Genomic DNA, 26,284 nt, shown 5'->3' with positions numbered 1-26,284 from the left:
ACTCCTATCTGAAATATTTTCAAATTCATATTATCAAATTACTTTTATTTATAAATATGGTATTTAATTTACATGCTGTATCTTTTTAATTAATTTTCAGCACGCAACCATTTGAGTATTTCTAGAAACAAAAACGAATCATTCAAGTTCTACGTTTTTTCTCGACATATGAAAAAAAGTTGTAAGAAAACAAATGTTTTCTTACAACTTTTTATAGACTTCTTAGCTGTTCACCTTCGCAAGGATCGCATTCCAGGCTTCCTCTTTTCCCTTTTTTGTTTCAGAAGAGAATAGGATTAATTCATCTGATGGGTCAATATCGAGTGTCTGCTTGACGACCTTCGCATGTTTTTCCCATTTGCCTTTTGGAATTTTATCCGCCTTTGTCGCAATGACGATGACAGGAACCCCGTAATATTTAAGGAATTCATACATGTTCACATCATCTACTGATGGCTTATGACGCAGGTCCACAATTTGGACGACTGCTTTTAATTCTTCACGCATCGTAATATACGTTTCGATCATTCTGCCCCAAGCTTCTCGCTCTGTTTTTGATACTTTGGCAAAGCCGTAGCCTGGTACGTCCACAAAATGGAGCATATCATTAATAATGTAGAAATTAAGCGTTTGGGTCTTCCCTGGTTTAGAAGACGTACGCGCTAAGTTTTTACGGTTAATCAATGAGTTAATGAACGATGACTTTCCAACATTTGATCGTCCAGCAAGAGCGATCTCTGGCAGTCCCCCGCTTGGGTACTGCTCTGGTTTCACCGCACTAATGACGATATCTGATTTTGTTACTTTCATCTTCCCTCTCCTACTAACGCTTTCTCAAGCACCTCATCTACATGTGAGACCGGAATAAAGGTCAGTCCTTCTCTCACACTTTCAGGAATATCATCAATATCCTTCTCATTGTCCTTTGGAAGAATAATCGTTTTCAGTCCTGCACGATGTGCGCCTAATGCTTTTTCTTTTAATCCGCCAATTGGAAGCACTCTTCCTCTTAACGTAATCTCTCCTGTCATACCAACATCTCTTGATACAGGACGTCCTGTGAGTGCTGATACAAGAGCGGTCGCAATGGTAATACCAGCTGATGGCCCGTCCTTTGGAACCGCACCCTCTGGAACATGGATATGAATATCATGCTTTTCATTAAAATGAGGATCAATGTTTAGGTCATCTGCTTTTGAACGGATATAACTGAATGCCGCCTGCGCAGATTCTCTCATGACATCACCAAGCTTACCAGTGAGCAAAAGCTTGCCTTTACCTGGCGAGAGTGAGACTTCAATGGATAAGGTATCTCCGCCTACTGAGGTATACGCAAGTCCTGTGACAACGCCCACCTGATCTGTCGTTTCAGCTTGACCATAACGGTAAAGTCTTTTTCCGAGATATTCAGATAAATTCTTTTCCGTCACTGTGATACGCTTACGGTCTTCAGCCACAATCGCTTTTGCCGCTTTTCGGCAAATTGCCGCCAGCTGACGCTCTAACCCGCGGACTCCTGCTTCTCTTGTGTAATAGCGAATGATATCGTAAATCGCTGCTTCACGAAGCTGTAAGTTCCCTTTCTTTAATCCGTGCTCCTTTAGTTGCTTCGGCAGAAGGTGATCTTTCACAATTTCTGCTTTTTCAACCTCTGTATACCCTGCAATCGTGATAATCTCCATTCTATCACGAAGTGGACCAGGAATGGTTGCTAAATTATTGGCAGTTGCGATAAATAACACTTGAGACAAATCAAATGTCTCTTCAATATAATGATCGCTAAAGTTATGATTTTGCTCTGGATCTAACACTTCGAGCATTGCAGATGAAGGGTCGCCTCTAAAGTCAGAAGACATCTTATCGATTTCATCTAAAAGAAATACCGGATTCATCGTGCCAGCCTTGCTCATCCCGCGAATAATACGGCCCGGCATCGCACCTACATAAGTTCTTCGATGACCACGAATTTCAGATTCATCACGTACACCGCCAAGTGAGATACGGATAAACTTTCGATCCAGTGATTTTGCAATGGATTTTGCCAGTGACGTCTTCCCTACTCCTGGAGGTCCAGCGAGGCAAAGAATCGGTCCCTTTAATGAATTTGTCAGCTTCTGTACAGCAAGATATTCAAGCACACGTTCTTTAACTTTTTCAAGCCCATGATGCTCTTCATCTAAAATTTCACTTGCCAGCTTTAAGTCTAGACGATCTTCTGTATAGATGCCCCAAGGCAGATTGATCAGCCAATCAATATAATTTCGAATGACAGAGCTCTCAGCAGAGCTTGATGGAATTTTTTCATAACGATTCAGTTCTTTTAATGCCGTTTCACGAACAGAATCCGGCATGCTGGACTCTTCAATTTTAGCCATTAATGAACTGACTTCGCCTGTTTTTCCTTCTTTGTCTCCAAGTTCCTTTTGGATGGCTTTCATTTGTTCACGCAAATAATATTCTTTTTGCGTTCGTTCCATTGAACGTTTGACGCGCTGTCCGATTTTCTTTTCAATCTCCAGCACTTCTTTTTCATTGTGGATCAGGCTAATCACCCGATTCAGCCGCTTTTTGACATCGACTGTTTCCAGCACTTCTTGTTTGTCTTTTAATTTGAGCGGCAGGTGAGAAGCGACGATATCTGCCATTCTGCCAGGTTCCTCAATATCCGTTACCGTTGCATATGTTTCAGCTGAGATTTTTTTAGAAATTTTTATGTACTGATCAAAGTGATCTAACAACGTGCGCATGAGTGCTTCTGCTTCTGCGTCCTTTAATTCTTCTTCTGCCAGCTCTTTAATATCGACTGACGTATAGTCCTCCAGCTCCACGTACGATTCGATCTGTGCTCGGTTTAAACCTTCAACAAGTACACGAATCGTTCCATTTGGCAGTTTCAGCATTTGTTTAATTTTTGTGTAGGTGCCGACTTTAAAAATTTCCTCTTCACCTGGTTCATCTATTGAAATTTCCCGCTGTGTTGCTAGAAAAATCATATGATCGTTCATCATGGCCTGTTCTAATGCTTGAACAGACTTCTCGCGTCCAACGTCCAAATGCAAGACCATTGTTGGATAAACAAGCAAACCTCGCAATGGAAGGAGCGGAACATTCTTTTTGATTTCATCTGCCATGTTGATAGACACCTCCGTCACTAGTATGAATCATTATAATATACCTGTTTCAGTCTTGTACAATGTAAAAGACTTGAGAAATGATGATCTTACCGTAGTATACCCTTTCTTTTTATCCTGAAAAAGAAAAAAAGATCTATTTCACTAAAAAATCCCCATATGAGATGGGGATTAAACAGATTTTCTTTTCATTTCTTCTTCTAGTCCGTCTTTCTTCTCATCTGGCGGATTGATCAAACAATGATCCAGCACCTCTTGGAAGTGCTTCACAGGCACAATCGTAACCCCTTCAATCTCTTTTAGAATCGACTGCTGGTTGTCATAAGGGATGATCACTGTTTGAACACCAGCTTGTTTAGCTGCCTTAATTTTCGGTATCACACCGCCGATCGGTTTTACCTGGCCCTGCAATCCAATCTCACCGGTCATCGCTGTCAGATGATCAATTGGAATCTGATGAATGGCTGAGAAAATCGCTGTGGCCATCGCAATTCCGGCAGACGGGCCATCAATCGGAGCACCTGCTGGAAAGTTAATATGGATATCATATTCATTTGTCCGTATGCCTAAGTTTCTCAGCACGGTTAATACATTTTCAACTGAGCCTTTCGCCATACTTTTCCGTCTGATGGACTTAGACTGATTGCCAATGCTTTCTTCTTCTGCAATGCCCGTAATATTGATACTGCCTTTTTCAAGCGCTTTACATATGTTCACTTCAATTTCAAGCAAAGCGCCGCTGTTCGGTCCATAAACGGCAAGACCATTTACGACTCCTACCTTTGGCTTTTCCGGTACTTTTTGTTCATATCTTGGTGTCAGCTGGCTTGAATGAATCACCCACTCTATATCAGCGATCGTAATGTCTTTTCGGTTTTCAGTGACAGCCATACCAGCTGCGATCTGCACCATATTGACCGCTTCACGCCCATTTTTTACATAAGACGTTAACAGGTTCAAGCCTTCATCACTTAATTCCTTTTGTATTTTTTGGACAGCTTTCGCTGCGACTATTTTGAGTTCATGCTGATCGAGGTCCTTAAAGAAAATTTCCAAACACCTCGACCGAATCGCTGGTGGAATTTCATCTGGTGTTCTTGTCGTAGCACCAATCAATCGAAAATCAGCCGGCAGTCCATTTTGGAAAATATCATGAATGTGATTTGGGATTTGCGTATTTTCCTCACTGTAATAGGCACTGTCTAAAAACACTTTTCGATCCTCAAGCACTTTGAGCATTTTGTTCATTTGAATCGGATGCAGTTCTCCAATTTCATCAATAAAGAGAACCCCGCCATGAGCGTGTGTGACCGCTCCTTGTTTAGGCTGCGGAATGCCTGCCTGTCCCATTGCCCCTGCTCCTTGATAAATCGGGTCATGCACAGAACCGATTAAGGGGTCTGCGATGCCTCGTTCATCAAATCTTGCGGTTGTGGCATCAAGCTCTACAAACACTGCATCTTTTTTAAATGGCGAGTCAGCATGGCGCTTCGCCTCTTCCATGACAAGACGAGCAGCAGCTGTTTTTCCAACGCCAGGCGGTCCGTAGACGATGACATGCTGCGGGTTCGGTCCGCAGAGGGCGGCTTTGAGTGCACGAATGCCGTCTTCTTGTCCTACAATATCTTGAAACCCCTTTGGCCGGACTCTCTCTGATAAAGGCTCACTCAGCTTAATTGATCTCATCTTTCTAAGTGCTTCCATTTCCTTCTTTGATTCTTTGTCAATCGTCACCTTTTGTGTGCGTTGATTTCGCAGTAAGTTCCAAAAGTACAGCCCGATGACGATACCAAAGAACAACTGTATGAATAATACGATTCCTGTCCAGCTCAATCGGTGCTCCCTCCTTCATCTATTGTATGTATTGGTTTCTGTCTGCTAGTATTTCCTAGAGCTGGACGGAATAAACACAACTTCCACGATAAATAAAAAACTCCTGAATCAAAAGATTCAGGAGTGATCCATTGGCTTACGCCGATGTTTTTGTATCTTTATTCACGACTGTACCGTCTTTTAACACAAGACGTGGCGGCTCACCATCAGCAACCGTTGCACCAGTGATGACACATTTTTCAATATCATCACGAGATGGAAGGTCAAACATCACATCAAGCATGATGCCTTCAATGATGGAGCGAAGACCACGAGCACCCGTTTTACGCTCAATTGCTTTTTTCGCAATTTCGCTAAGAGCATCTTCTTCAAATACAAGCTCTACATCGTCAAGCTCAAGCATTTTTGTATACTGTTTGACTAGCGCATTTTTAGGCTTCGTCAAGATTTCTACAAGTGCTTTTTCATCTAACGGCTCTAGGCTTGCAATCACCGGCAGACGGCCGATGAATTCTGGAATTAAACCGAAGCGAAGCAAGTCTTCTGGCAATACTTTTGATAGAAGAGCTTCTTTTTCAAGGTCTTCGACTTTATTTTCTGCACCGAATCCAATGACTTTTTGCCCTAGGCGGCGTTTGATGATTTGCTCAATACCATCAAAGGCTCCACCACAAATAAAGAGGATATTTGTTGTATCAATTTGAATGAATTCTTGATGAGGGTGCTTACGACCACCTTGAGGCGGTACACTAGCGACCGTTCCTTCTAGAATTTTCAAAAGGGCTTGCTGTACACCTTCCCCAGATACATCACGAGTGATAGAAGGGTTTTCTGATTTTCTTGCTACTTTATCGATCTCATCGATGTAGATAATGCCTTTTTCCGCTTTTTCTACATCATAATCCGCTGCTTGGATCAGCTTTAGTAAGATATTCTCTACGTCTTCACCAACATAACCTGCTTCAGTTAGTGACGTTGCATCTGCAATCGCAAATGGAACATTTAAAATGCGAGCAAGCGTTTGAGCAAGTAATGTTTTACCGCTTCCTGTTGGTCCAATCATCGAAATGTTACTTTTCGAAAGCTCAACATCATCAATCTTGCTGTTGGAATTGATCCGTTTATAATGGTTATAAACCGCTACAGCTAAGGATTTCTTCGCTTTCTCTTGTCCGATGACATATTCATCAAGAATCTCCCGAATTTCATGAGGTTTCGGAACATCCTTGAATTCAACTTCTTCCTCTGTACCAAGTTCTTCTTCAACTATTTCCGTGCAAAGCTCGATACATTCATCACATATATATACGCCAGGTCCTGCGACCAGTTTACGCACTTGATCTTGCGTTTTTCCGCAAAACGAGCATTTTAATTGACCTTTTTCCTCGTTGAATTTAAACATTCTTTCACCCCTTATTCTTCTTCACTTGCCTGTAGCTAACAGTCAGCTACCTTTTTGGGTCCAGTATGTATGCATTTTACCATACTTTCCTAAAAGACGGTAATGATGTGTTTCTAACACTGCACATTGAAATATGTATGACAGAAAAGCGTGACTTACACTATCGTTTCCAAAAGAAGCGATGATAAGTCAAAAATTGTACAAAACAAGGCACGAGTCACTCGCGCCCTGTTTTATTATTATGCACCATATTAACGGTTTTCTACAAGAAAATCAATTGCTTTACGAACTTTTAGATCTTCTTTCATTGCGTCAGTAGATCCAATCGCTTGTTTGATATTTTCAATTGGCATGTTGTATGCTTCAGCCATTTTTGAAAGTTCTTCTTCCACTTCTTCGTCAGACACTTGTAAGTCTTCTGCAGCAGCAATTGCTTCAAGAGTGAGGTTAGATTTTACACGTTTAGCAGCATCTTCTTTCATTTGCTCTTTAAGCGCTTCTTCATCTTGTCCAGAGAATTGGAAGTAAAGCTCAAGGTTCATCCCTTGCATTTGAAGACGTTGTTCGAATTCTTTCATCATACGGTCAAGCTCTGTGTCAACCATCGCTTGTGGGATGTCAACTTCCGCATTTTCAGAAGCTTTCGCAACTAGCTCTTCACGAAGTTTTCCTTCCGCTTCGTTTTCTTTTGCTTCTTCAAGACGTTTCTTCGTTTTTTCAGTTAATTCAGCAATCGTTTCTACTTCTTCATCAACATCTTTAGCGAACTCATCGTCAAGTGCTGGAAGTTCTTTTGCTTTGATTTCATGAATTTTCACTTTGAATACAGCTGGTTTACCTGCAAGGTCTTCAGCATGGTATTCTTCTGGGAATGTCACTTCTACGTCTTTTTCAGCGCCTGCTTCAAGACCAACTAATTGCTCTTCGAAACCAGGGATGAATGAACCAGAACCTACTTCAAGAGAGTAGTTCTCCGCTTTTCCGCCTTCGAATGCTTCTCCATCAACGAATCCTTCGAAATCAAGAACAACTGTATCGCCGTTTTCGATTGCGCCTTCTTCTTTGACAACAAGCTCTGCTTGACGGTTTTGCATTGCTTTTAACTCTTCTTGTACATCTTCATCAGTGACTGTTGTGTCGTCTTTTTCTACGTTAAGACCTTTGTAGTCACCAAGTTTTACTTCTGGCTTCACTGTTACTTTTGCAGTGAAGATTAAGCTTGCGCCTTTTTCGATTTTCTCAACATCGATTTCAGGGCGGTCAACTGGTTCGATACCAGCTTCGTCGATTGCTTTTGGATATTCAACTGGAAGAAGAATATCTAATGCATCTTGATAAAGAGATTCTACTCCAAAACGCTGCTCGAAAAGACCACGTGGTACTTTCCCTTTACGGAATCCAGGAATTGATACTTGCTTAACCACTTTCTTAAATGCATCATCAAGTGCTTTGTTAAATGTTTCAGCGTCAACTTCTACAGTTAAGACACCTTCGTTACCTTCTTGTTTTTCCCATTTTACTGACATGTGTGTTTCCCTCCAAAAATCTATTCAGATTGTGCGTTGTTACATTCTAAAGCATCACAAAGACTTCGTCCAATCAAAAAACCACGCACTCCGCTAAAGCAGCGGTATTATGTATACAACATTTGACTTGATTATACATATCGTCTTTCAACCATTTGAATCGTACAACTACACGATATAAGCACAAATACAACCATTATATTATAACATAACAAGTCCGTCTTTCAACTAAATCGACAAATTACAAATAAGAAATTTCTTCAATATCTTTCAGCATTGTACAAGCCTCTCTCAGCTCTCGTTCGTTAAAATCATACAATAGATGCAATTCTTCAAGGTCAATTTCGATCCCATGCATTTCATAGCCGACTTTATGAAGTGACGCTGCCCAAAGGTTTGGATCAGTATATTTTGGAAGAAATGGATAAAGCACAAATAAGTGTCTGCGCCATAACTCTTCCACCCCTTGATAAAGGGTTGGATTCTCATTGCCGAGTGTGTCATCCAGCAAACGCAATACTTGCTGAAGAAGCGGCATCTGCTCTGGCTTCACCGCCTCCGAAGGAACAAGCGTTAAAGAGTCTCCGAATTTTGTCACATGAACCGGCTTTGCCACATCATGGTCTGACAAGAGCTGTAAGATCAATGATTTGACCAAAGGGTTTCCGTCAGGTTTCTGTAAAATTGTATTTAATAGACCCATGTGCGGTGTAATATTGCGGTCTTTTAAAGAATGGATAAACTGCACCTGCTCTTCTGGCCGCTCCAGCATATCATCTATATTGATTTCACCGCTGTCATTCTCGTCTTCGTCTAAAATCTCTTCCGGCGATTCAATCATCTTTCTGCTAAATTCAAGCAGCTTATAAAAATGCTCCGCACTTTCTGCTGGAAGGTGGTTCTCCTCGAGTACAGCCTCAATCGTCTGTTTGACTTCCTCGTATTCTTTCAGCTGAATTAAGATGGTCATATATACTTGAAGCACTGTGAAGTAGTGACCATATCCTTCATTTAACATCTTTTCACACACACGCTTTGCATCCTGCAGCTCACCAAGCTCTAGAAAACAAATCGCCATACCGAGGTGAATATCGGATTCTTCATCGTCATCATAAGATTTCGCTTCAGAAAATAAGTGAAGCGCCTCTTGATACTGTTTATCTTTTAATGCTGCCATTCCTTTTTCAATCAGTCTTTCTTTCAGACCAGGAAACAAAATGACATTATCTTTCTTCTTGTCATGTTTCATGCTTACGTTCCTTTCGGGCGCATATTTTTTATCAGTTTACCAACGAAGGTTAGTAAACACAAGTAACGAGAGGTTTTCATGAAAAAAAAGAAGCTGTCTCACCTCGGGCGGACAGCTTCTCGTTGTTTATGCACGCAGCCAGCTGCTGCGCTTTTCTTCAAATGCCTGAATCTCATCTTCTAGTAACAATGTTAATGAAATCTCATCATAGCCATTCAGGAGCATTTCTCTCCAGTGAGGATCTACATCAAAAGGAGTCATGTTCCCTTCGTGGTCTTGAATCTGTTGTTTTTCCAGATCAACTGTCATCTCATATCCTTTGTTTTCATATGATGCAGCAAATGTTTTCCACACATCATAATCAAGACGAATCGGAAGCATCCCGTTTTTAAAGCAGTTTTGATGAAAAATATCTGCGAATGATGGCGCAATGACAATTTTGAAGCCATAATCATCTAGTGCCCAAGGTGCATGTTCCCTTGATGAGCCGCAGCCGAAGTTTTCTCCTGCGATCAAAATGGATGCTCCTTCATAAATCGGCTGATTCAGCTCAAAATCTGGATTCAGGCTGCCATCATCTAAATAACGCCAGTCAAAAAAGGCAAATCGGCCATAGCCTGTTCGTTCGATTCTTTTCAAAAATTGCTTCGGAATAATTTGATCTGTATCTACATTAATACGGTTAAGCACAGCGGCTTTTCCTTTATGAGTGACTAAAGGCTCCATCTATGACAACTCCTTACACGACTGTTTTCTCTTGATTAAACTTCCTGACATCGACAAATCGGCCATGTATTGCAGCCATTGCAGCCATTGCCGGGCTGACAAGGTGTGTTCTTGCGCCTTTCCCTTGACGCCCTTCAAAGTTACGATTTGATGTGGACGCACAGCGTTCGCCTTCTGGCACCACATCGTTATTCATGCTCAGGCACATACTGCAGCCAGATTCTCTCCATTCAAAACCTGCTTCAAGGAAAATTTCATGAAGACCTTCTTTTTCTGCTTGCAGTTTGACACTTTGAGAGCCAGGCACCACAATCGCTCTAACATGATCAGCTACTTTTTGTCCTTCAATCATAGAAGCTGCTTGGCGTAAATCAGTCATTCTTGAGTTCGTACATGAGCCAATAAATACATGCTCAATCTTAATATCTTCAATACGCTGATGCGGGTGAACTCCCATGTATTCATAAGCACGCATGGCTTCTTTTTGATCATCTTCTTGTGCAAAATCCTCTGGTCCTGGAATCGCTGCATCCACAGGGAGCACCATTCCTGGGTTAATCCCCCACGTCACCATTGGTGAAATCTCATTTCCATCTAAAACAATGGTTTTATCGTAGGTTGCACCCGGATCTGTTCTTAGTTCTTTCCATTCTTTAATGGCTGCTTCGAAATCTTCACCCTGCGGTGCATATTTGCGTCCGCGGCAATATTCAAAGGTCACTTCGTCAGGTGCGATCAATCCTGCTCTTGCACCTGCTTCAATCGACATATTACAAACGGTCATCCGCTCATCCATTGACATGTTTCTGAATACTTCCCCAGTGTATTCAATGACATAGCCTGAACCGAACTTCACGCCATGTGCGCCAATGACTGCTAAAATGACATCTTTGGCTGTTACCCCTTTTTGAAGCTTTCCGTCTACTCTAATTTCTAGTGTTTTCGGACGCTGCTGCCAAAGTGTTTGTGTGGAAAGTACATGTTCAACCTCACTTGTACCGATCCCGAAGGCAAGTGCGCCAAATGCGCCGTGTGTGGATGTATGACTATCTCCACAAACGATTGTTTTCCCCGGAAGTGTCAAACCAAGCTCTGGTCCAACGACATGAACAATTCCTTGGTCTACACTGTGAAGGTCAGCTAGACGGACTCCAAATTCAGCACAGTTGCGCTCCAAAGCACTAACTTGCTTCTTTGCAATCTCATCTTTGATCACAAATCGATTCACAGTCGGAATGTTGTGATCCATCGTTGCAAATGTGTTTTGAGGCCTTCTCACCTTGCGTCCTTTTTGTCTTAATCCTTCAAATGCTTGAGGTGACGTCACCTCATGCACCAAGTGCAGATCAATATATAAAAGGTCTGGTTTTCCCTCGCCGTTTTTCACAACATGCTGATCCCATATTTTTTCGATGATTGTTCGAGGCATAACCCTTTTTCCTCCCTCTACCTAATTCAACAAGATTTCTATTTATACAGTTGTTTTCGTGCGCTGTTTAAGTGCGTCTACAACGGCTGTCGTAATTTCGTCAGTCGTTTGGTACGTTCCCTCTTTTGCTGCTAAGTCCTTTGTTCGTTTGCCAGAGGCAAGAACGGCTTCGACGGCTTCTTCGATTGCAGCCGCTTCCTTTTCTAATGCAAAAGATGTTCTTAGCAAGCTGGCTGCTGATAAAATGGTAGCCAGAGGGTTTGCAACGTTTTGCCCCGCAATATCGGGTGCTGAACCATGAATCGGCTCATATAAATGGAGTCCGGTGCTTGATAAACTAGCAGATGGCAACATACCGAGTGAGCCAGTAATCATAGAAGCTTCGTCACTTAAAATGTCCCCAAACATATTCTCTGTCACGATAACATCAAATTGAGCGGGCTTATAAATAAGCTGCATGGCGGCATTATCGACAAGCATGTGCTCATATGCGACTTCTGGATATTGGGAAGCAACTTCTTCAACCGCATCCCGCCATAGTTTACTAGAAGCAAGAACATTCGCTTTATCCACAGACGTTACTTTTTTCCGTCTCGTTAACGCCATGTCGAACGCTTCTTTTAATACACGGACAATCTCTTCCTTTGTATAAAGGAGCGTATCAACAGCAGCTTCTTTGCCTTCATCATCCGTATAGCGCTCGCTAGGTTCACCAAAATAAAGGCCTCCTGTTAATTCACGAACGATGACAAAATCTACTCCGCTAATATGATCCTGTTTTAACGGTGAAGCATCGCTCAAGCTATCAAATACTTTGACAGGACGGATGTTTGCAAATAAGTCCAGCTGTTTACGAATAGCGAGCAAGCCTTTTTCCGGGCGAAGTTCTGGCGGATTTTGATCCCACTTAGGTCCGCCAACTGCTCCTAATAAAATCGCATCTGCGCTTTTACACACATCTACTGTTTCTTTAGGAAGCGGATGGTTTTTTTCATCTATCGCTATACCGCCAATGAGGGCTGTTTCGAATTCAAATTCGTGTTGAAATTGAGCCGCTGTTTCTTGCAAAACAGCGACTGCTGATGTCACGACTTCCGGTCCGATTCCATCGCCGGGCAAAAGTGCAATTTTCTTTTTCATGAGTCCCTTCCTCCTTTCCTATGAGATTGCGTGATGTTTCTCAATTTCAATGAGATTTGATTTAAAGATTAAATGCCTGTTCACCGCATTGACGTAAGCTTTAGCCGATGCTTCCAGCACATCTTGCGCTACACCGCGTCCTGCTGTTTCTTTTCCTTCTATTGAAACAGTGACATATACCTCCGCTAGCGCGTCTCTACCTTTTCCATTTGATTGAATACGGTAGTCTAGCAAATGAATTCTTTCCTCCATACAGCGCTCGAGTGTGTTGTATACAGCTTCTACACTGCCAGCACCTGTAGCTGCTTCTTGAATGAGTTCCTGCGTTTCTTGGTTTTTAAGAGAAACCGTCGCAGTTGGCATTTGTTCTGTCCCATAGTGGACTTGAAGGCTTTCAAATTCATAGCCGATTTTACGGTCTGCTACTTTTTCTTCTAATATAATAGAGATCAAATCATCATCTGTGATTTCTTTCTTCTTCTCTGTTAAGTTCTTAAATGTTTGGAAGAACTTATTGATTTCTTCTTCAGTTAGTTTAAAGCCTAGTGTTTTCAAGCGGTCTTTAAACGCATGTCTTCCGGAGTGTTTACCAAGGACAAGCACATCTGTTGTGACACCTACAAGCTCTGGAGAAATAATTTCATAGGTTGTTTTTTCTTTGAGGAAACCATCTTGGTGAATGCCTGATTCATGTGCAAACGCGTTGTTTCCAACGACTGCTTTATTACGCGGCACAATCATACCTGAGTATTTGCTCACTACATCACTTGTGCGCTTAATTTCATTCAATTGAATCGTTGATTCGACCTGATAAAAATCTTTTCGAATGTGAAGAGCCACTGCAATTTCTTCTAAAGCGGCATTCCCTGCTCGCTCTCCAATCCCGTTGACAGCCGTTTCAATTTGATCCGCTCCATTTTCAATCGCGGCAAGTGAGTTTGCCACCGCCATCCCTAAATCATCATGACAATGTGCTGACAAATTCACGCGGTCAATATTTGGAACGTGTTCCTTCATATATTTAAAGATATTTCCGTACTCTTTTGGCGCCAAGTATCCAACTGTATCAGGTAAGTTAATGACACTGGCTCCTGCATCAATGACCTTTTCTACAATTTCTGCTAAGAAAGCTAGATCGGTACGGCATGCATCTTCTGCTGACCACTGAACAACTGGAAAACGTTCTTTTGCGTATTTCACCATTGAAACAGCCTGTTCCACAACTTCTTCACGTGTTTTCTTTAGTTTATGCTTAAGGTGAATATCAGAAGTTGCAATAAAAACGTGGATTCTTGGTTGCGCCCCATCTTTTAGCGCCTCCCATGCAGCATCAATATCACCCTTCACACATCGTGCAAGCCCTGCTACAGAACAGTTTTTGATGGTTCTTGCAATTTCTTGTACACCTAAGAAATCCCCTCGGGATGAAGCGGGAAAACCCGCTTCAATGATATTTACCCCAAGGCGCTCAAGCTGCTTTGCAATGATTAGCTTTTCTTGTGCATTTAAGTTCACTCCTGGTGATTGCTCACCATCTCGAAGTGTTGTGTCAAAAAAATTAATTTTTCGCACCGACGCTCACCGCTTCCTTTTTCTTTCCTTGTTTAACGAAAGGCATCATTTCACGAAGCTTTCTTCCTACGATTTCAATTTGGTGCTCACTTTCACTTGCATTGATCGCATTGAAACGTGGACGATTCACTTGGTTTTCAACGATCCATTCTTTTGCAAATGTTCCGTTTTGGATGTCAGTCAAGACTGCTTTCATTGATTCTTTTACTTTTGCATCAACAACGCGTGGTCCTGATACGAAGTCACCCCATTGTGCCGTATCAGAGATTGAATATCTCATGCCTTCTAATCCTTCTTCATACATTAGGTCAACGATCAGCTTCAGCTCATGTAAACACTCGAAGTATGCAAGCTCTGGCTGATATCCAGCTTCTGTTAACGTTTCGAATCCTGCTTTTACTAATGAAGTAAGACCTCCACAAAGTACTGCTTGCTCACCGAATAGATCTGTTTCCGTTTCTTCTTTAAATGTTGTTTCAAGTACACCCGCTCTTGCTCCGCCGATTGCCTTTGCATAAGCAAGTGCTTTGTCTTTCGCTTGACCTGATACATCTTGGTAGATGGCAAATAGTGCAGGTACACCAGCGCCTTGCTCATAAGTTCTTCTTACAAGATGTCCTGGACCTTTTGGAGCCACAAGATACACATCTACGTCACTAGGAGGAACAATTTGATGGAAATGAACGTTGAATCCGTGTGCGAATACAAGTGAGTTACCTGCTTCTAATTGATCTTTGATTTCTTCGTCATATACTTTCTTTTGCTGTTCGTCTGGAAGTAAAACCATCACAACATCTGCTTGTGCTGCTGCTTCTTTTACTGTGAACACTTGATGGCCGTCTTCTTGAGCTTTATTATAAGAACCACCTTTTCTCACGCCGACGATCACATCTACGCCGCTTTCTTTTAAGTTTAGTGCATGTGCATGACCTTGTGATCCGTAACCAATGATGGCAACCTTTTGACCGTTTAATACGTTTTCTTGAATATCACCGTTATAATATACTTTTACCATTTGACTCTCTCCTTTTGTTTAGACAATTGAAATTGTTTTATTTGTTTGCGGCTTTTGCTGATTATCTCTCGCAAAGGCCGTTGTGCCAGTTCTGGCGACTTCTTTAATGCCATATGGCTTAAGTAATTCAATGAGTGCTTCAATTTTTGAAGACTCACCTGTCACCTGAATGACGACACTCTCTCTGCTCACATCGACAATAGAAGCTCTAAAAGGCTCAATGACCCCTGTGATTTCCATTCTAGATGCTGGTGCAGATACGACTTTTATCAAAGCCAGCTCTCGCTGAACGATTGATTGGTTTGTAATATCAATTACTTTGAGGACATCGATTTGTTTGTTGAGCTGTTTTGTCAGCTGTTCGATGTCTTTCTCTTGGTCTACATGGACGACGAACGTGATGCGTGATACATCTTGAATCTCAGAATGGCCGACCGTAATGCTTTCAATGTTATAATGTCTTTTTGTAAAAAGGCCTGTGATTCTGTTCAGTACGCCTGATCGATTTAATACAGTCAACACAATAATTCTTTTCAAGGTTTCACCCCCACCATCTCATGAAGTCCTTTCCCCGGCGCGACCATCGGGAATACTTTCTCATCTCTCGCTACATTGACATCGATGAAAACAGGCTCTCTAGACGTTAACGCTTCTTCAAGCTTTTCTTTCGCTTCTTCGTCTGATGAGATTCTGATTCCTTTAATGCCATAAGCTTCAGATAATTTTACGAAGTCTGGCTGCTCTGAAAATTTAGAATGTGAGTAGCGTTCTTCGTAGAAAATTTCTTGCCATTGTCTTACCATTCCAAGACTGTGATTATTGAGAACAATCACTTTCACTGGAAGGTTCAGCTCACGGATAACGGCAAGTTCTTGCAGGGTCATTTGGAAACCTCCGTCTCCTAAAATCGCCACAACGGTTGCCTCTTGATCAGCTAGCTGTGCGCCAATGGCTGCCGGCAAACCAAATCCCATTGTGCCAAGCCCTCCAGATGTTACCCACTTATCTGCATTTTCAAATGGGTAGAATTGTGCAGCCCACATTTGGTGCTGTCCAACATCTGTTGCGACAATGGCTTCACCTTTTGTAAATTGATGAATGTATTCGATCAGCTTTTGAGGCTTAAAGCCCTCAGCATCGTTTTCAACGTACCAAAGTGGATATTCTTCCTTCCACTGATCTAGCTGGCTTCTCCACTCATCTGATTCACCTTGTTTCCCGTCCTGCTTGATCAGCTCTTGAAGCACTAGCTTACTGTCGCCAACAACCGGGATATGCGTGTGAATGTTTTTGCCAATTTCCGCTGGATCGATGTCAATATGAGCAACCTTCGCATGCTTTGCAAAATGATTGAGGTTGCCTGTTACCCTATCATCAAATCTAGCTCCGATTGAAATGAGCAGGTCACATTGATGAAGCGCCATGTTTGATGCGTATGTGCCGTGCATCCCTGCCATCCCAAGGAAAAGGGGATGCTTAGCCGGAAATCCGCCAAGTCCAAGGAGCGTATGAGCAACCGGAATTTGCTGCTGCTCCGCATACTTTCTTAATTCTTCTGACGCTTTACCATGAAGAACGCCAGCTCCTGCTAAAATGACTGGTTTCTTTGCTCTGCTTACAGCTTCTACTAATTTGCGAATTTGCAAATAGTTCGGCTCGATTTTGGGCTGATAGCCAGGTAAATCAATCGGCTGATCGTATTCAAATGTTCCTTCAATGCTTGCGACATCTTTTGGAATATCAATTAAGACTGGACCAGGTCTACCTGTTGTTGCGATGTGGAAAGCCTCTTTAATGACACCTGGTAAATCTTCTGGACGTCTGACCTGATAGCTGTGCTTTGTAATCGGCATTGTGATACCGAGTACATCTGCTTCTTGGAAAGCATCTGATCCAATGACTGAGGTCGCCACCTGTCCTGTGAATACAACAAGAGGCAGTGAATCAATCATTGCATCTGCAATACCTGTAACAAGGTTTGTCGCCCCCGGTCCTGATGTTGCAATCACAACGCCTGGTTTACCAGATACTCTTGCGTACCCTTCTGCTGCGTGAATCGCTCCTTGCTCATGCCTTGGCAGAACATGAAATAAACCAGAATCGTAAATTTTATCGTAGATTGGTAAAACGGCTCCGCCTGGATATCCGAAAATGACTTCTACTTTTTCTCTTTTGAGTGCTTCAATTAACATGAGTGCACCGTTCATCGTTTGTGGTGCAGTTGATTTTTCCGTCTCCACTTGTACATTTGTCCCCATTTGATTTCCTCCTCTTTGTCTTGCTTCAGTCAAGTTTTTTCACCCTTTTCCATTCAAGATCGAGATATGAGACCATATAAAAAAGCCTTCTCACCCCACAATGACACTACTTTTCACTAGGTCAAAGGGGCGAAAAAGCTTTGTTTTTCGCGGTACCACCCTTGTTCACGGCAAATCATGCTGCCGTCTCATGGACATCTTTCGTCCATTTTGGTAACGAGTGAAGCAATGTCACTCGGCCTGCCCTACTATCATTTCAAGCAGACACTCAGAGGTGAGTTCACTTTAGAAAGTAACACCGGTTTTCAGCTAGCACCGGCTCTCTGTAGATACTGACTCTAAAGCTACTATTCCTCTTCAACGTTTATCGATATCTATTTAGCTTGCGTGAATGTTTTCATCTGCAAAGACTACTTTTTCTCCTTCTTCAACGACTCGCTTACGGAATTGTTCAAGAAGTTTGTTTGTGTGGAATCCTGGCTTTCCTTCACCGATTGTACGGCCGTCAACTTTGACAACGGCTATGACTTCAGCTGCGGTTCCTGTCAGGAAGACTTCTTCAGCTGTATACACATCATGTCTTGTGAATGGTTCTTCTTTCACTTCGTAGCCTAGGTCTTCTGCAATCTCCATGATGGCATTTCTTGTGATGCCTTCAAGTGCGCCGATATAACCTGGCGGTGTATAAAGCTTGCCTTTTTTATAAATAAACACGTTGTCCGCAGAACCTTCTGCCACGTACCCTTGATCGTTCAGCATCAGCGCTTCACTTACACCAGCCATTTGGGCTTCGATTCGGACAAGAATGTTATTCAAATAATTTAATGATTTCACTTTTGGACTGAGTACATCCGGACGATTTCGTCTCGTTGGTACTGTCACAATATCAATACCTGTTTCATATAGGTGCTTTGGAAAGATGGCCAGCGGCTCTACAATGATCACTGTGTTGGCTCTCCCGCAGTTGTTAGGATCTAAACCAAGATCACCCGCTCCTCTTGAGACGACAAGACGGATGTAAGCATCCTTTAGGCCGTTCCTTTCAACTGTATGAATCATTTTTTCAGTGAGTTCCTCAAGTGAATATGGAATGTTCAGCATAATGGATCTGGCGGAATCATACAGGCGGTCTAAATGCTCTTTCATTCGAAAGATATTTCCGTTATACACGCGTATTCCTTCGAAAACACCGTCACCATATAAGAAGCCATGATCATAAACTGAAATTTTCGCATCCTCTTTTTTCACGAGTTCATCGTTTAAAAAGATCCACTGTTCCTTTTGGTCTTCCATTTTCAGTGAGCACCCTCTCTTTCAATCAAAAAGTAGTTGAATTTTCAGACACTTAATTTTGAAGTTTCTCACGCATGCTCTGCGTGTTTGTTTGCTTTTGTTGAACCCATCTTACGTCGCTTTCCATGCAGTGTCAACAGCATTTTTAAAATTATTAGACAATTTAGACTAATCAAAATAAAATGTATACGCTTACACCTTTGCTAGACAAGGAATAAAAAAACTTTAATTTTTTTGTATTTTCTCTTCAATTTATTTACTTTACATGAACGGTTTTCTTTTGAACAAACTTTTGTGATATTTTTTCACATGGTTTTTGATGAATGTTGTCAGATTTCATCTCTTTTGTTTTTTCATTCGGAATGCCTTTATAAAGCGTTTTCCTATCAAATTATGATAGAATGAGAGCATCTTATAGAAGGAGGGCAACACATGGCTAACATCAGAGGTTATATCGGAACGTATACTAAGGGAGACAGCAAAGGAATCTATTCTTTTACATTAAATACGGACAAGCAGCAGATTGAACAAGTAGAAGTGGCTGCAGAACTTGAAAATCCTACATATTTAACTGTCTCAGATTCTCAAAAGTTTGTGTATGCTGTTGTGAAAGAAGGAGCACAGGGCGGTCTTGCTGCGTATCAAATTGATGCCGACACCGGCGCACTTCGTTTCATCAACCAAGAGCTTGCCGATGGGGCTTCTCCTTGTCACGTCAGCGTGGACAGTCAAACGAAAACGGCGTTTACAGCAAACTATCATAAAGGAACAGCAGAAATGTACGAAATTGACGCTGAAAACGGCTCAGTGATCCGCACACTGTCACAGGCGCAGCATGAAGGCACTGGACCAAACGAAGACCGTCAAGAAAAACCGCACACTCACTTTATGGGTTTGACACCTGATGAACAATTTGCAGTGGCTGTTGACCTTGGCACAGACGGAATATATACGTATAAGAAAGAAAACGGCAAACTTGAGCTTGCCCATACATTTGAAACAAAACCAGGAAGCGGCCCTCGTCATATCACATTCCACCCAACGAAACAGGTGGCATATGTCATGACAGAGCTCAGCTCAGAGGTTATTGTGCTTCGTTACTTTGAAGACGGTCATTTTGAAGAGATTCAAACGATTGCAACCATTCCAAGTGACTTTACTGAGAACAATCAAGGTAGCGCAATTCATGTCTCTTCAGACGGCAAATTTGTATATGCAGGAAATCGTGGACATGACAGCATCGCAATTTTCAAAGCAGATGCGAACGGCAAATTAAGCCTTGTCGAGATCGCTTCATCTGAAGGAAATTGGCCTAGAGACTTTGTTCTTGACCCAACAGAAGAATTTCTTGTCGGTTCAAACCAAGAATCTAGCAATCTTGTATTATACAAACGAAACAAAGAAACAGGACGACTCACTGTCTTACAATCAGACATCACCGTTCCTCATCCAGTTTGCGTGAAATTTTTAGGGTAATGAAAAAAAGCCTCCGTTTTGGAGGCTTCAGATTGTAGAGAAACTCATGTTTTTCTACAATCTTTTTTATTTTCATCGTAATGATGGTGGATAAGATTTAATGAAAAAGGCCTCCCACACACCTAGCCTAGCTTCGCTAGGTGTGTGGCAATCTTCTTCATGTTCTGACAGGCAGCTGTGAGAAGCACTTGCTCACTCACATTTTGTTTTCCCCTCAACCGGCAGTAGCGAAGCCCATGCAGTTGTTTTGAATCTGCAAAGCTTCGCTCTATTTTTTCTTTTCTTTTTTTGTATAGCTCTTTTCCAGCGGGAGACAGACGATTTTGTCTGACCTTTTCTTTATGTTCCTCCCACACATGTCTTGAGATGACCTTTTGATGATTTTTAGATCTTGTACAGTTTTCAAGAAAAGGACACGAAGCACATTTTTTGGGATCTGATTTGTAGAACCTATAACCTTTTCGATCAGTTGTGGTATATGAAAGCTTTTCACCATTCGGGCATATGTAGTGATCGTGTTCAGAGTCATACTGAAATTTCCACTTCTCAAATAATCCTCTTGTTGGATGAAAGCGTCTATGTGCGATAACACCAAAAATACGTCGATCGGATAAACCTTTACAGATTGGGGTTGTCAAATAACCAGAATCAAGGGCAACAGCTTCTACTTGAAAACCAAATCGTGCGATTTGGTGATCCAGTCGTTCAAGATATGGTACAGAATCGTGGACATTACCTGATGTGACATGAGCATCAGTGATGATATTGTACTTCATATCTGTTGTACGGTGGTCTAGGTAGAAAAAGCCTTCTGGCTTGTTTTCACGATAAAGATAGCCACTTTCAGGATCAGTCTTACTTTGACGAATGTCTTTTTCCGTTTTCACCTCCTCTTTTACCTTTAAGGGCTTTTTTCCGTGTGCCATCCGATCTTCTTGGATCGCTTCTTCTAAATCATTTATATAGTTCTGGGTATCTTGTTCAATCGTTTTTCTCGTATATTTATGTTTATTGGCATTGGCTTTAAGATGAGTTGAATCAGTAAAAAGAACGCGGCCTCCTACCATATCATGATTGATAGCTTGAAGCACGATCTCGTCGAAAATGTCTTGAAAAATTGTTGTATCTTTGAATCGAGTACGACGATTCCAGCTAATGGTCGAGTGATGAGGAACGGGGTCATTGATGTTCAAACCTAAAAACCATCTATACGCCATGTTATAGTAAATTTCTTTTTCAAGTTGTCTTTCAGAACGGATACCGTACAGGTATCCGATAAACATCATTTTGAACAAAATAAGTGGATCAAGAGAAGGGCGACCTTTATTCTCGCTATAATACGGTCTTACTTTATCTACGATAAATGAAAAATCAATGTACTGATCAATTTTACGAAGCAGGTGATCCTCTTCGACCAGTTGATCTAGCAATACAAATTCGGCTTCGTGCTGAGAAGAATTTCTAGTGTGGAACATGAGAAAAACACCTTCCTTTAGTATGCTTTTCTCTATTATAAAATGAGGGGATGGAAACTTTAAGGAAAAAATTAAAGCTGTCGAGATTTTCTCGACAGCCTGAGCCTCCGTTTTGGAGGCTTTTCTTTATGCAGACGGCATACCGCCATCCTCAAGCTTTTGATCAATAATAGACGTATCGGTTTTCTCACCAAACCACTTTGCCAGCCTGTCTTTCGCTTTTCCTTTGACATCATCATCAATATACATCGCCACTTGAAGCAGGGCAAATGTGATCGCTCCTAAATCATCTGTGTAGCCGACACCAATCAACGTATCGGGGATGAGATCAATCGGAAGGATAAAGTAGCCTAACGCGCCAATGATGAGGGTCTTCGCTTTAACAGGCACTTCTGGTTTTTGCAATGTATAGTAAAGTAATAGCACAGCATAGACAAGAGAGACCCCAGCTTTTTGTGCCGTCTTTTTTAACTTTTCCCAAAAGGCATGATCATTAAAATGCTTCTTCGAACGCTTTAATAGTTCTTTTTTCTCAGAACGATTCATTGTATCGCCTCCATATTCAGCATAGCCCTTTCACCCTATTTATACAGGAAATTCACTCATTCGACAAACAAAAAGCAGCAGAAAGCTGCTGCATTCTACTGCTCTTTGTAAAACTTTTCGATCGCCTTATCGATGTACACCCACCCTTTATAAGACACATGAATCGTATCCTTAAAGAAATATGGATCATACTCATGTGAAGTCAAATCTGCGACTTCATACCCGTTTTCTCGAATTTGACGATTGACCTTTTCATAATACTCTGTACGTCCCTCTTTCGGAAACCCAGTGTAGTCATACCATTTTCCGTTGACAGGAATCGTCACAAACAAAGGCTTCGCCCCTGCCTGTTTTAAAATATCCAGCATGATCTGAAAATCTTTGTATTCTGGTGATTCGGCATAAGAATGACCTTGGCGGGAATCCTTCATCTTACTCATAATCGGCTTTAGTTTACGGTCATACAGTCTCTGATCCATATAGAACGGGTTATCCCCTGCTTTTTCCGCAGCTAATACACTCGCTTCTTTTTCAAGTTCAGTCCAAGACTTCCCTTTGACTGAAGGAGACGGACGAAGCTCGCGCTCATGCCCCGATCCAATCGTATAGTACATGTCTTTCTTTTGAAGCATCCCATAATACATTTTCGCAATAGGAGAAATCGCGCGAAATGCGAATTTGTTCCCAGAAAGCTCTGCTTTAAAAAGCTCTGTAATCACCATGTCGTCCTTCACTGCTTTAAACGTCATGATTCTTTTCATCAGCTCTTTTTTTACAGCCGGATTAATTTCTTTATTATAGGCAAGATTCAACGCTTGAAGCGCTGAATAGTTAGGTGCAAAGTGATTCTCGTCAGATCCCCATTTCACAAACCACTGTGGGGACACGATAAACACAAGCTTTTTCCCTTTTAATTCATCCATATGCGCTGCGAAGTTCATGGCATGGATTAATGATTGTGATCCACCTTTTCCAATAAGATAAGGTGTAAACCCTTGATTGTTCTCATGAAAGAAATTCGAAGGGTGATATGGATCAAAACGTGATAGTTCAGAAGATCCATAGATCGGCAAATAAGTTGGATCTTTTAGCATTTCATCTTGTAAATAAAGCCCTTGGAACATCTCTGGATCTAACTCTGTGGCTGACTTTTGTAATTTGTCTTTTGGGATCAGATGTAAGAGCCATGCATTTGGTACAAGAAGAACACCAATGAATAGAACAGCCGCCAAAATAAGCGGCCCAAAAAAACGCTTTTTCATTACTTCATCTCTGCCAGCTGCTCAGCAATGTGATTCGGCGTATCCCACACATCACGATCGAACTCTGTAATCGGAACAGTAATTCCTAGATGATTTTCAATCGCCATGAGCAATTCAACTGTACCAAATGAATCAAGAAGACCTTCCTCAAAAATCGCAATCTCTGGATTTTCTTTCACAACATCGTCCTGACAAACCTCTGCAATAATACCATATACTTGATTTTTAAATTCCATAATTTTCTACTCCCTTAATCATTAATGATGAAATGGTTTTCCTGAAAAAATATAAAAGCCGAAACAAATCACATGGAATGTAATTATGATCGAAACAACAGCTGTGACCTTATTATCCGGCCACCATTTGTGCTTTTTATTCCATTTCTCAAATAAATTGTAACCGGACATGACAACCGCATGGTACAGTCCGTAAATAATATATTGAAGGGCGAGTCCATGCCAAGCACCCATCAATAGAAAGAGAACAAAGTACCCGATATTCGATACGGCCATCCGGTTCTTCAACCACTTCTTTTTTGTCATAAAGAACACAAATCTCATAAACACATAGTCTCTGAACCAGAAGGATAGCGACATATGCCAGCGATTCCAGAAGTCTTTAATATTTCGGCTGAGAAACGGCTTATTAAAGTTTTCTGGTGATTTGATGCCCATGATATAACTCACACCCACAGCAAACGCTGTATATCCAGCAAAGTCAAAGAACAAATACATACTGTAGGCATACATATACGTTAACTGCTGAACAAAGTGGCTGCTGCCAATATAATGAATATTCATCAAAATATATGTGTGAATCAGATAGCCAATAATGAATTTATATAGGAAACCAATAAAGATTTTATGAATCCCAGCATATAGAAGGTCACTGTACACTTCCTTTTCAGGCGGTGTATCCATATCCTTTTCAAACCGGCGGTATCGATCGATTGGACCTGATGAAATCGTCGGGAAAAAGACGATGAAATATACCAAACGGTGAATCGAGATTTTCTTTTTAATCAAGCCGTCTCTCGTCTCAATAATTAACTGGACACCTTTAAATGTTAAGTACGAGATTCCTAAAAAGCTGAGCCAGTTCATTGGCGGCGGATGATGCGGATGATGAGTTAAAAAGAACGGCAAGATTTTTGATAACACAAGCGGCAAAATAGATGCCACAACCGCCATATAGAAAACAGAAGCTTGATTTGCCTTTAACCGGTACGCAATGTACAGGCGGATGATCAACACTTGCCACACCGTAAACAAGAAGAGCAGCAGAGCCCCATGTGCATCTTTTGAGAAAATAAGCGCCAGCGCTACAACTGTTGCAAACATGTTGTAGCCTTGCATTCTTTTGCCACGAAGACCGAGAATCATTGTCGGCAAAAGGAGAATACCAATCAGAATGAAGAAAAAGAATGAACTAAACGGAATCATAGAAGAACCTCTTTCGCGATTCTTTTACGGTCAACCTTCCCGTTAGGTGTCATGTACAGCTGCTCAAGATAGACAAATTTTCTCGGAATCATGTACGCAGGGAGTGAATCCGCCATTTCTTTTTTTATCGCACTTGTCAGCTGATATTCTTTTTCAAATGAATGCTCTGATGGGACAATCGCTGCAATTAAGTACTCCACATGTCCGTTTGGTTGGAACGGAACAATCACACAAGCATTGACATAGGTTGTCTCGCTCACATGGTATTCAATTTCTTCAAGCTCCATCCGGTATCCATGCAACTTGATTTGATAATCAAGACGGCCGTGGCATGTAATTAAACCATCCTGCTTCACACCTGCATCACCTGTGCGGTAAGCAGGGCGGCCTTCGTATTCAAAGAACACTTGATCCGTTAAAGCTTGTTCACCTAAGTAGCCTTTACTGACGCTTGGCCCCACGATGACAATTTCCCCTTTTTCTCCATCTAGGAGCGTCTGACCTTCTTCATCTAAAATGACGATATCTGTATCAGGTTTGGCATAGCCCACTGGTAAAGAATCGTGCTGATCGACAACCTCCTTCGTCACTTCAATCGATGTGATGGCAACAGTTGCTTCAGTTGGACCGTACGTATTAAAGACCTGCGCCTTCGGAAAACGCTCAAGGAGTGCACTTGCTACAGATACAGGAAGCGCCTCACCGCAGAAAAGGAAAACGTTCAGCTCTGGTAAAAGCTCCCCTGTAAAGGAAGGGTCCATTAAGCACATTTGGACAAAGGACGGTGTGGATGTCCACACTTCAACGTCAGATTGACCAAGTGCTGCAAACATATCCTTCGGCTTATTGACAAGATCTTTCACTAAACAATAAAGCGTGCCGCCTGATTGTAGCGCTGGGTAGAGATCCATCACTGATAGGTCAAAAGAAAACGGTGCTTGATTTAAGAACGTGCGTCCCTCTCCGATTGGAAAATCGCTGCACATCCACTCTGTAAAGCTTTCTAAATTACTGGCCGTTACCTGAACGCCTTTCGGTTTACCGGTACTGCCTGACGTATAAATGATATAAAAGACATCATCACCTTGCACCCACTGCGTGGATGGCGGTGCTTCTTTTTCAAGCGCTAAAAGCGATGATGCACTCTTCACATGAATGTGTTCTTCTACATCCAGTACAGCCTGCTCATTTGCACAAATCAATAGACTCGCTTTTGAGCTTTCAATAATTGAGACAATACGCTCAGCAGGTATTGAGATATCAACTGGAATGTAAGGTCTGCCTGATTTCACACTTCCTAAGAAAGAAATCAGCATCTCTGGCTCCATATGACCGTATACAATGACAGGTGCACTGTCAACTGCAACCGCATCAATCGCCCCCGCCATTTGGTCTGATAGACGCCAAAGCTCATCATATGTGATCGAAGCGTGTTGAGAAACAAATGCTGGCTGTGTCGGTTTCGTTTGTTGGTATTCAAGAATCGTGTGTAATAGTTTCATCGTTTAC

Annotated in this window: 21 protein-coding genes and 1 other annotated feature; of the genes, 1 reads left to right on the top strand and 20 read right to left on the bottom strand. The window is 41.8% G+C overall.

Features of this window, described 5'->3' with window-relative positions; all coding sequences use genetic code 11:
- Nucleotides 1-222: 222 nt before the first annotated feature.
- From yihA to ilvE, 14 genes are all read right to left on the bottom strand, one after another.
- Nucleotides 223-810 (bottom strand): ribosome biogenesis GTP-binding protein YihA/YsxC, encoded by a 588-nt coding sequence (yihA, locus tag GPA07_RS07230; RefSeq protein ID WP_008357961.1) that lies wholly within the window; start codon nt 808-810, stop codon nt 223-225.
- Nucleotides 807-3,131 carry an endopeptidase La gene (gene lon / locus GPA07_RS07225; RefSeq protein ID WP_008357962.1) on the bottom strand — a complete coding sequence of 775 codons (2,325 nt, stop codon included), beginning with the start codon at nt 3,129-3,131 and terminating at the stop codon, nt 807-809. The genes yihA and lon overlap by 4 nt, the downstream gene beginning before the upstream one ends.
- A gap of 171 nt (nt 3,132-3,302) precedes the next feature.
- Nucleotides 3,303-4,964 carry an ATP-dependent protease LonB gene (gene lonB / locus GPA07_RS07220; RefSeq protein ID WP_071168837.1) on the bottom strand — a complete coding sequence of 554 codons (1,662 nt, stop codon included), beginning with the start codon at nt 4,962-4,964 and terminating at the stop codon, nt 3,303-3,305.
- A 136-nt stretch (nt 4,965-5,100) separates the two neighbouring features.
- Entirely contained in the window at nt 5,101-6,366 is a 1,266-nt protein-coding gene (gene clpX / locus GPA07_RS07215; RefSeq protein ID WP_157292271.1) for an ATP-dependent protease ATP-binding subunit ClpX, read from the bottom strand.
- 251 nt (nt 6,367-6,617) lie between these two features.
- Nucleotides 6,618-7,892 (bottom strand): trigger factor, encoded by a 1,275-nt coding sequence (gene tig / locus GPA07_RS07210; protein WP_157292270.1) that lies wholly within the window; start codon nt 7,890-7,892, stop codon nt 6,618-6,620.
- Between the two features lie 241 nt (nt 7,893-8,133).
- Entirely contained in the window at nt 8,134-9,141 is a 1,008-nt protein-coding gene (ddcA, locus tag GPA07_RS07205) for a DNA damage checkpoint antagonist DdcA (protein ID WP_008357970.1), read from the bottom strand.
- Between the two features lie 126 nt (nt 9,142-9,267).
- On the bottom strand, nt 9,268-9,867 hold the full coding sequence (gene leuD, locus GPA07_RS07200) for a 3-isopropylmalate dehydratase small subunit (protein ID WP_008357972.1): 600 nt from the start codon (nt 9,865-9,867) through the stop codon (nt 9,268-9,270).
- A gap of 13 nt (nt 9,868-9,880) precedes the next feature.
- Nucleotides 9,881-11,296: a 3-isopropylmalate dehydratase large subunit gene (leuC, locus tag GPA07_RS07195; RefSeq protein WP_008357974.1), complete on the bottom strand. Its 1,416-nt coding sequence runs from the start codon at nt 11,294-11,296 to the stop codon at nt 9,881-9,883.
- A 42-nt stretch (nt 11,297-11,338) separates the two neighbouring features.
- Entirely contained in the window at nt 11,339-12,436 is a 1,098-nt protein-coding gene (gene leuB / locus GPA07_RS07190; protein ID WP_157292269.1) for a 3-isopropylmalate dehydrogenase, read from the bottom strand.
- Nucleotides 12,437-12,454: 18 nt separating this feature from the next.
- Nucleotides 12,455-14,008 (bottom strand): 2-isopropylmalate synthase, encoded by a 1,554-nt coding sequence (locus GPA07_RS07185; protein ID WP_008357978.1) that lies wholly within the window; start codon nt 14,006-14,008, stop codon nt 12,455-12,457.
- Nucleotides 13,995-15,023 (bottom strand): ketol-acid reductoisomerase, encoded by a 1,029-nt coding sequence (gene ilvC / locus GPA07_RS07180; protein WP_008357979.1) that lies wholly within the window; start codon nt 15,021-15,023, stop codon nt 13,995-13,997. Before ilvC ends, GPA07_RS07185 begins: the two co-directional genes overlap by 14 nt.
- 18 nt (nt 15,024-15,041) lie before the next feature.
- Nucleotides 15,042-15,560, bottom strand: a complete 519-nt coding sequence (ilvN, locus tag GPA07_RS07175) for an acetolactate synthase small subunit (RefSeq protein WP_008357982.1) — start codon at nt 15,558-15,560, stop codon at nt 15,042-15,044.
- Nucleotides 15,557-17,281: an acetolactate synthase large subunit gene (ilvB, locus tag GPA07_RS07170; protein WP_008357985.1), complete on the bottom strand. Its 1,725-nt coding sequence runs from the start codon at nt 17,279-17,281 to the stop codon at nt 15,557-15,559. The genes ilvN and ilvB overlap by 4 nt, the downstream gene beginning before the upstream one ends.
- A 122-nt stretch (nt 17,282-17,403) precedes the next feature.
- Nucleotides 17,404-17,651, bottom strand: a binding site (T-box leader).
- A gap of 8 nt (nt 17,652-17,659) precedes the next feature.
- Nucleotides 17,660-18,574 (bottom strand): branched-chain-amino-acid transaminase, encoded by a 915-nt coding sequence (ilvE, locus tag GPA07_RS07165; RefSeq protein WP_008357987.1) that lies wholly within the window; start codon nt 18,572-18,574, stop codon nt 17,660-17,662.
- A gap of 432 nt (nt 18,575-19,006) precedes the next feature.
- Here ilvE and GPA07_RS07160 point away from each other — a divergent pair, with 432 nt between their 5' ends.
- Nucleotides 19,007-20,050 carry a lactonase family protein gene (locus GPA07_RS07160; RefSeq protein ID WP_157292268.1) on the top strand — a complete coding sequence of 348 codons (1,044 nt, stop codon included), beginning with the start codon at nt 19,007-19,009 and terminating at the stop codon, nt 20,048-20,050.
- Nucleotides 20,051-20,172: 122 nt separating this feature from the next.
- Here the strand turns inward: GPA07_RS07160 and GPA07_RS07155 are convergent, their stop codons facing one another.
- The 6 genes from GPA07_RS07155 to dltA form a co-directional block, all read right to left on the bottom strand.
- On the bottom strand, nt 20,173-21,525 hold the full coding sequence (locus tag GPA07_RS07155) for an IS1182 family transposase (protein ID WP_157292267.1): 1,353 nt from the start codon (nt 21,523-21,525) through the stop codon (nt 20,173-20,175).
- A 126-nt stretch (nt 21,526-21,651) separates the two neighbouring features.
- A complete protein-coding gene (locus tag GPA07_RS07150) occupies nt 21,652-22,071 on the bottom strand; it encodes a YkvA family protein (RefSeq protein WP_008362032.1) in 420 nt (139 codons plus the stop codon).
- 95 nt (nt 22,072-22,166) lie between these two features.
- A complete protein-coding gene (dltD, locus tag GPA07_RS07145; RefSeq protein WP_008362034.1) occupies nt 22,167-23,333 on the bottom strand; it encodes a D-alanyl-lipoteichoic acid biosynthesis protein DltD in 1,167 nt (388 codons plus the stop codon).
- Nucleotides 23,333-23,569 carry a D-alanine--poly(phosphoribitol) ligase subunit 2 gene (dltC, locus tag GPA07_RS07140; protein WP_157292266.1) on the bottom strand — a complete coding sequence of 79 codons (237 nt, stop codon included), beginning with the start codon at nt 23,567-23,569 and terminating at the stop codon, nt 23,333-23,335. Before dltC ends, dltD begins: the two co-directional genes overlap by 1 nt.
- Nucleotides 23,570-23,590: 21 nt before the next feature.
- Nucleotides 23,591-24,775 (bottom strand): D-alanyl-lipoteichoic acid biosynthesis protein DltB, encoded by a 1,185-nt coding sequence (gene dltB / locus GPA07_RS07135; RefSeq protein ID WP_071168831.1) that lies wholly within the window; start codon nt 24,773-24,775, stop codon nt 23,591-23,593.
- Complete coding sequence (gene dltA, locus GPA07_RS07130) at nt 24,772-26,277, bottom strand: D-alanine--poly(phosphoribitol) ligase subunit DltA (protein WP_157292265.1); 1,506 nt, start codon at nt 26,275-26,277, stop codon at nt 24,772-24,774. The genes dltB and dltA overlap by 4 nt, the downstream gene beginning before the upstream one ends.
- Nucleotides 26,278-26,284 lie beyond the last annotated feature (7 nt).

This window comes from Bacillus sp. ms-22 (assembly GCF_009759805.1).
Lineage (GTDB): Bacteria > Bacillota > Bacilli > Bacillales > Bacillaceae > Bacillus > Bacillus xiamenensis.
The sequence above is the reverse complement of the archived record's forward strand: the minus strand, read 5'-3'. Positions and strand labels throughout refer to the sequence as shown.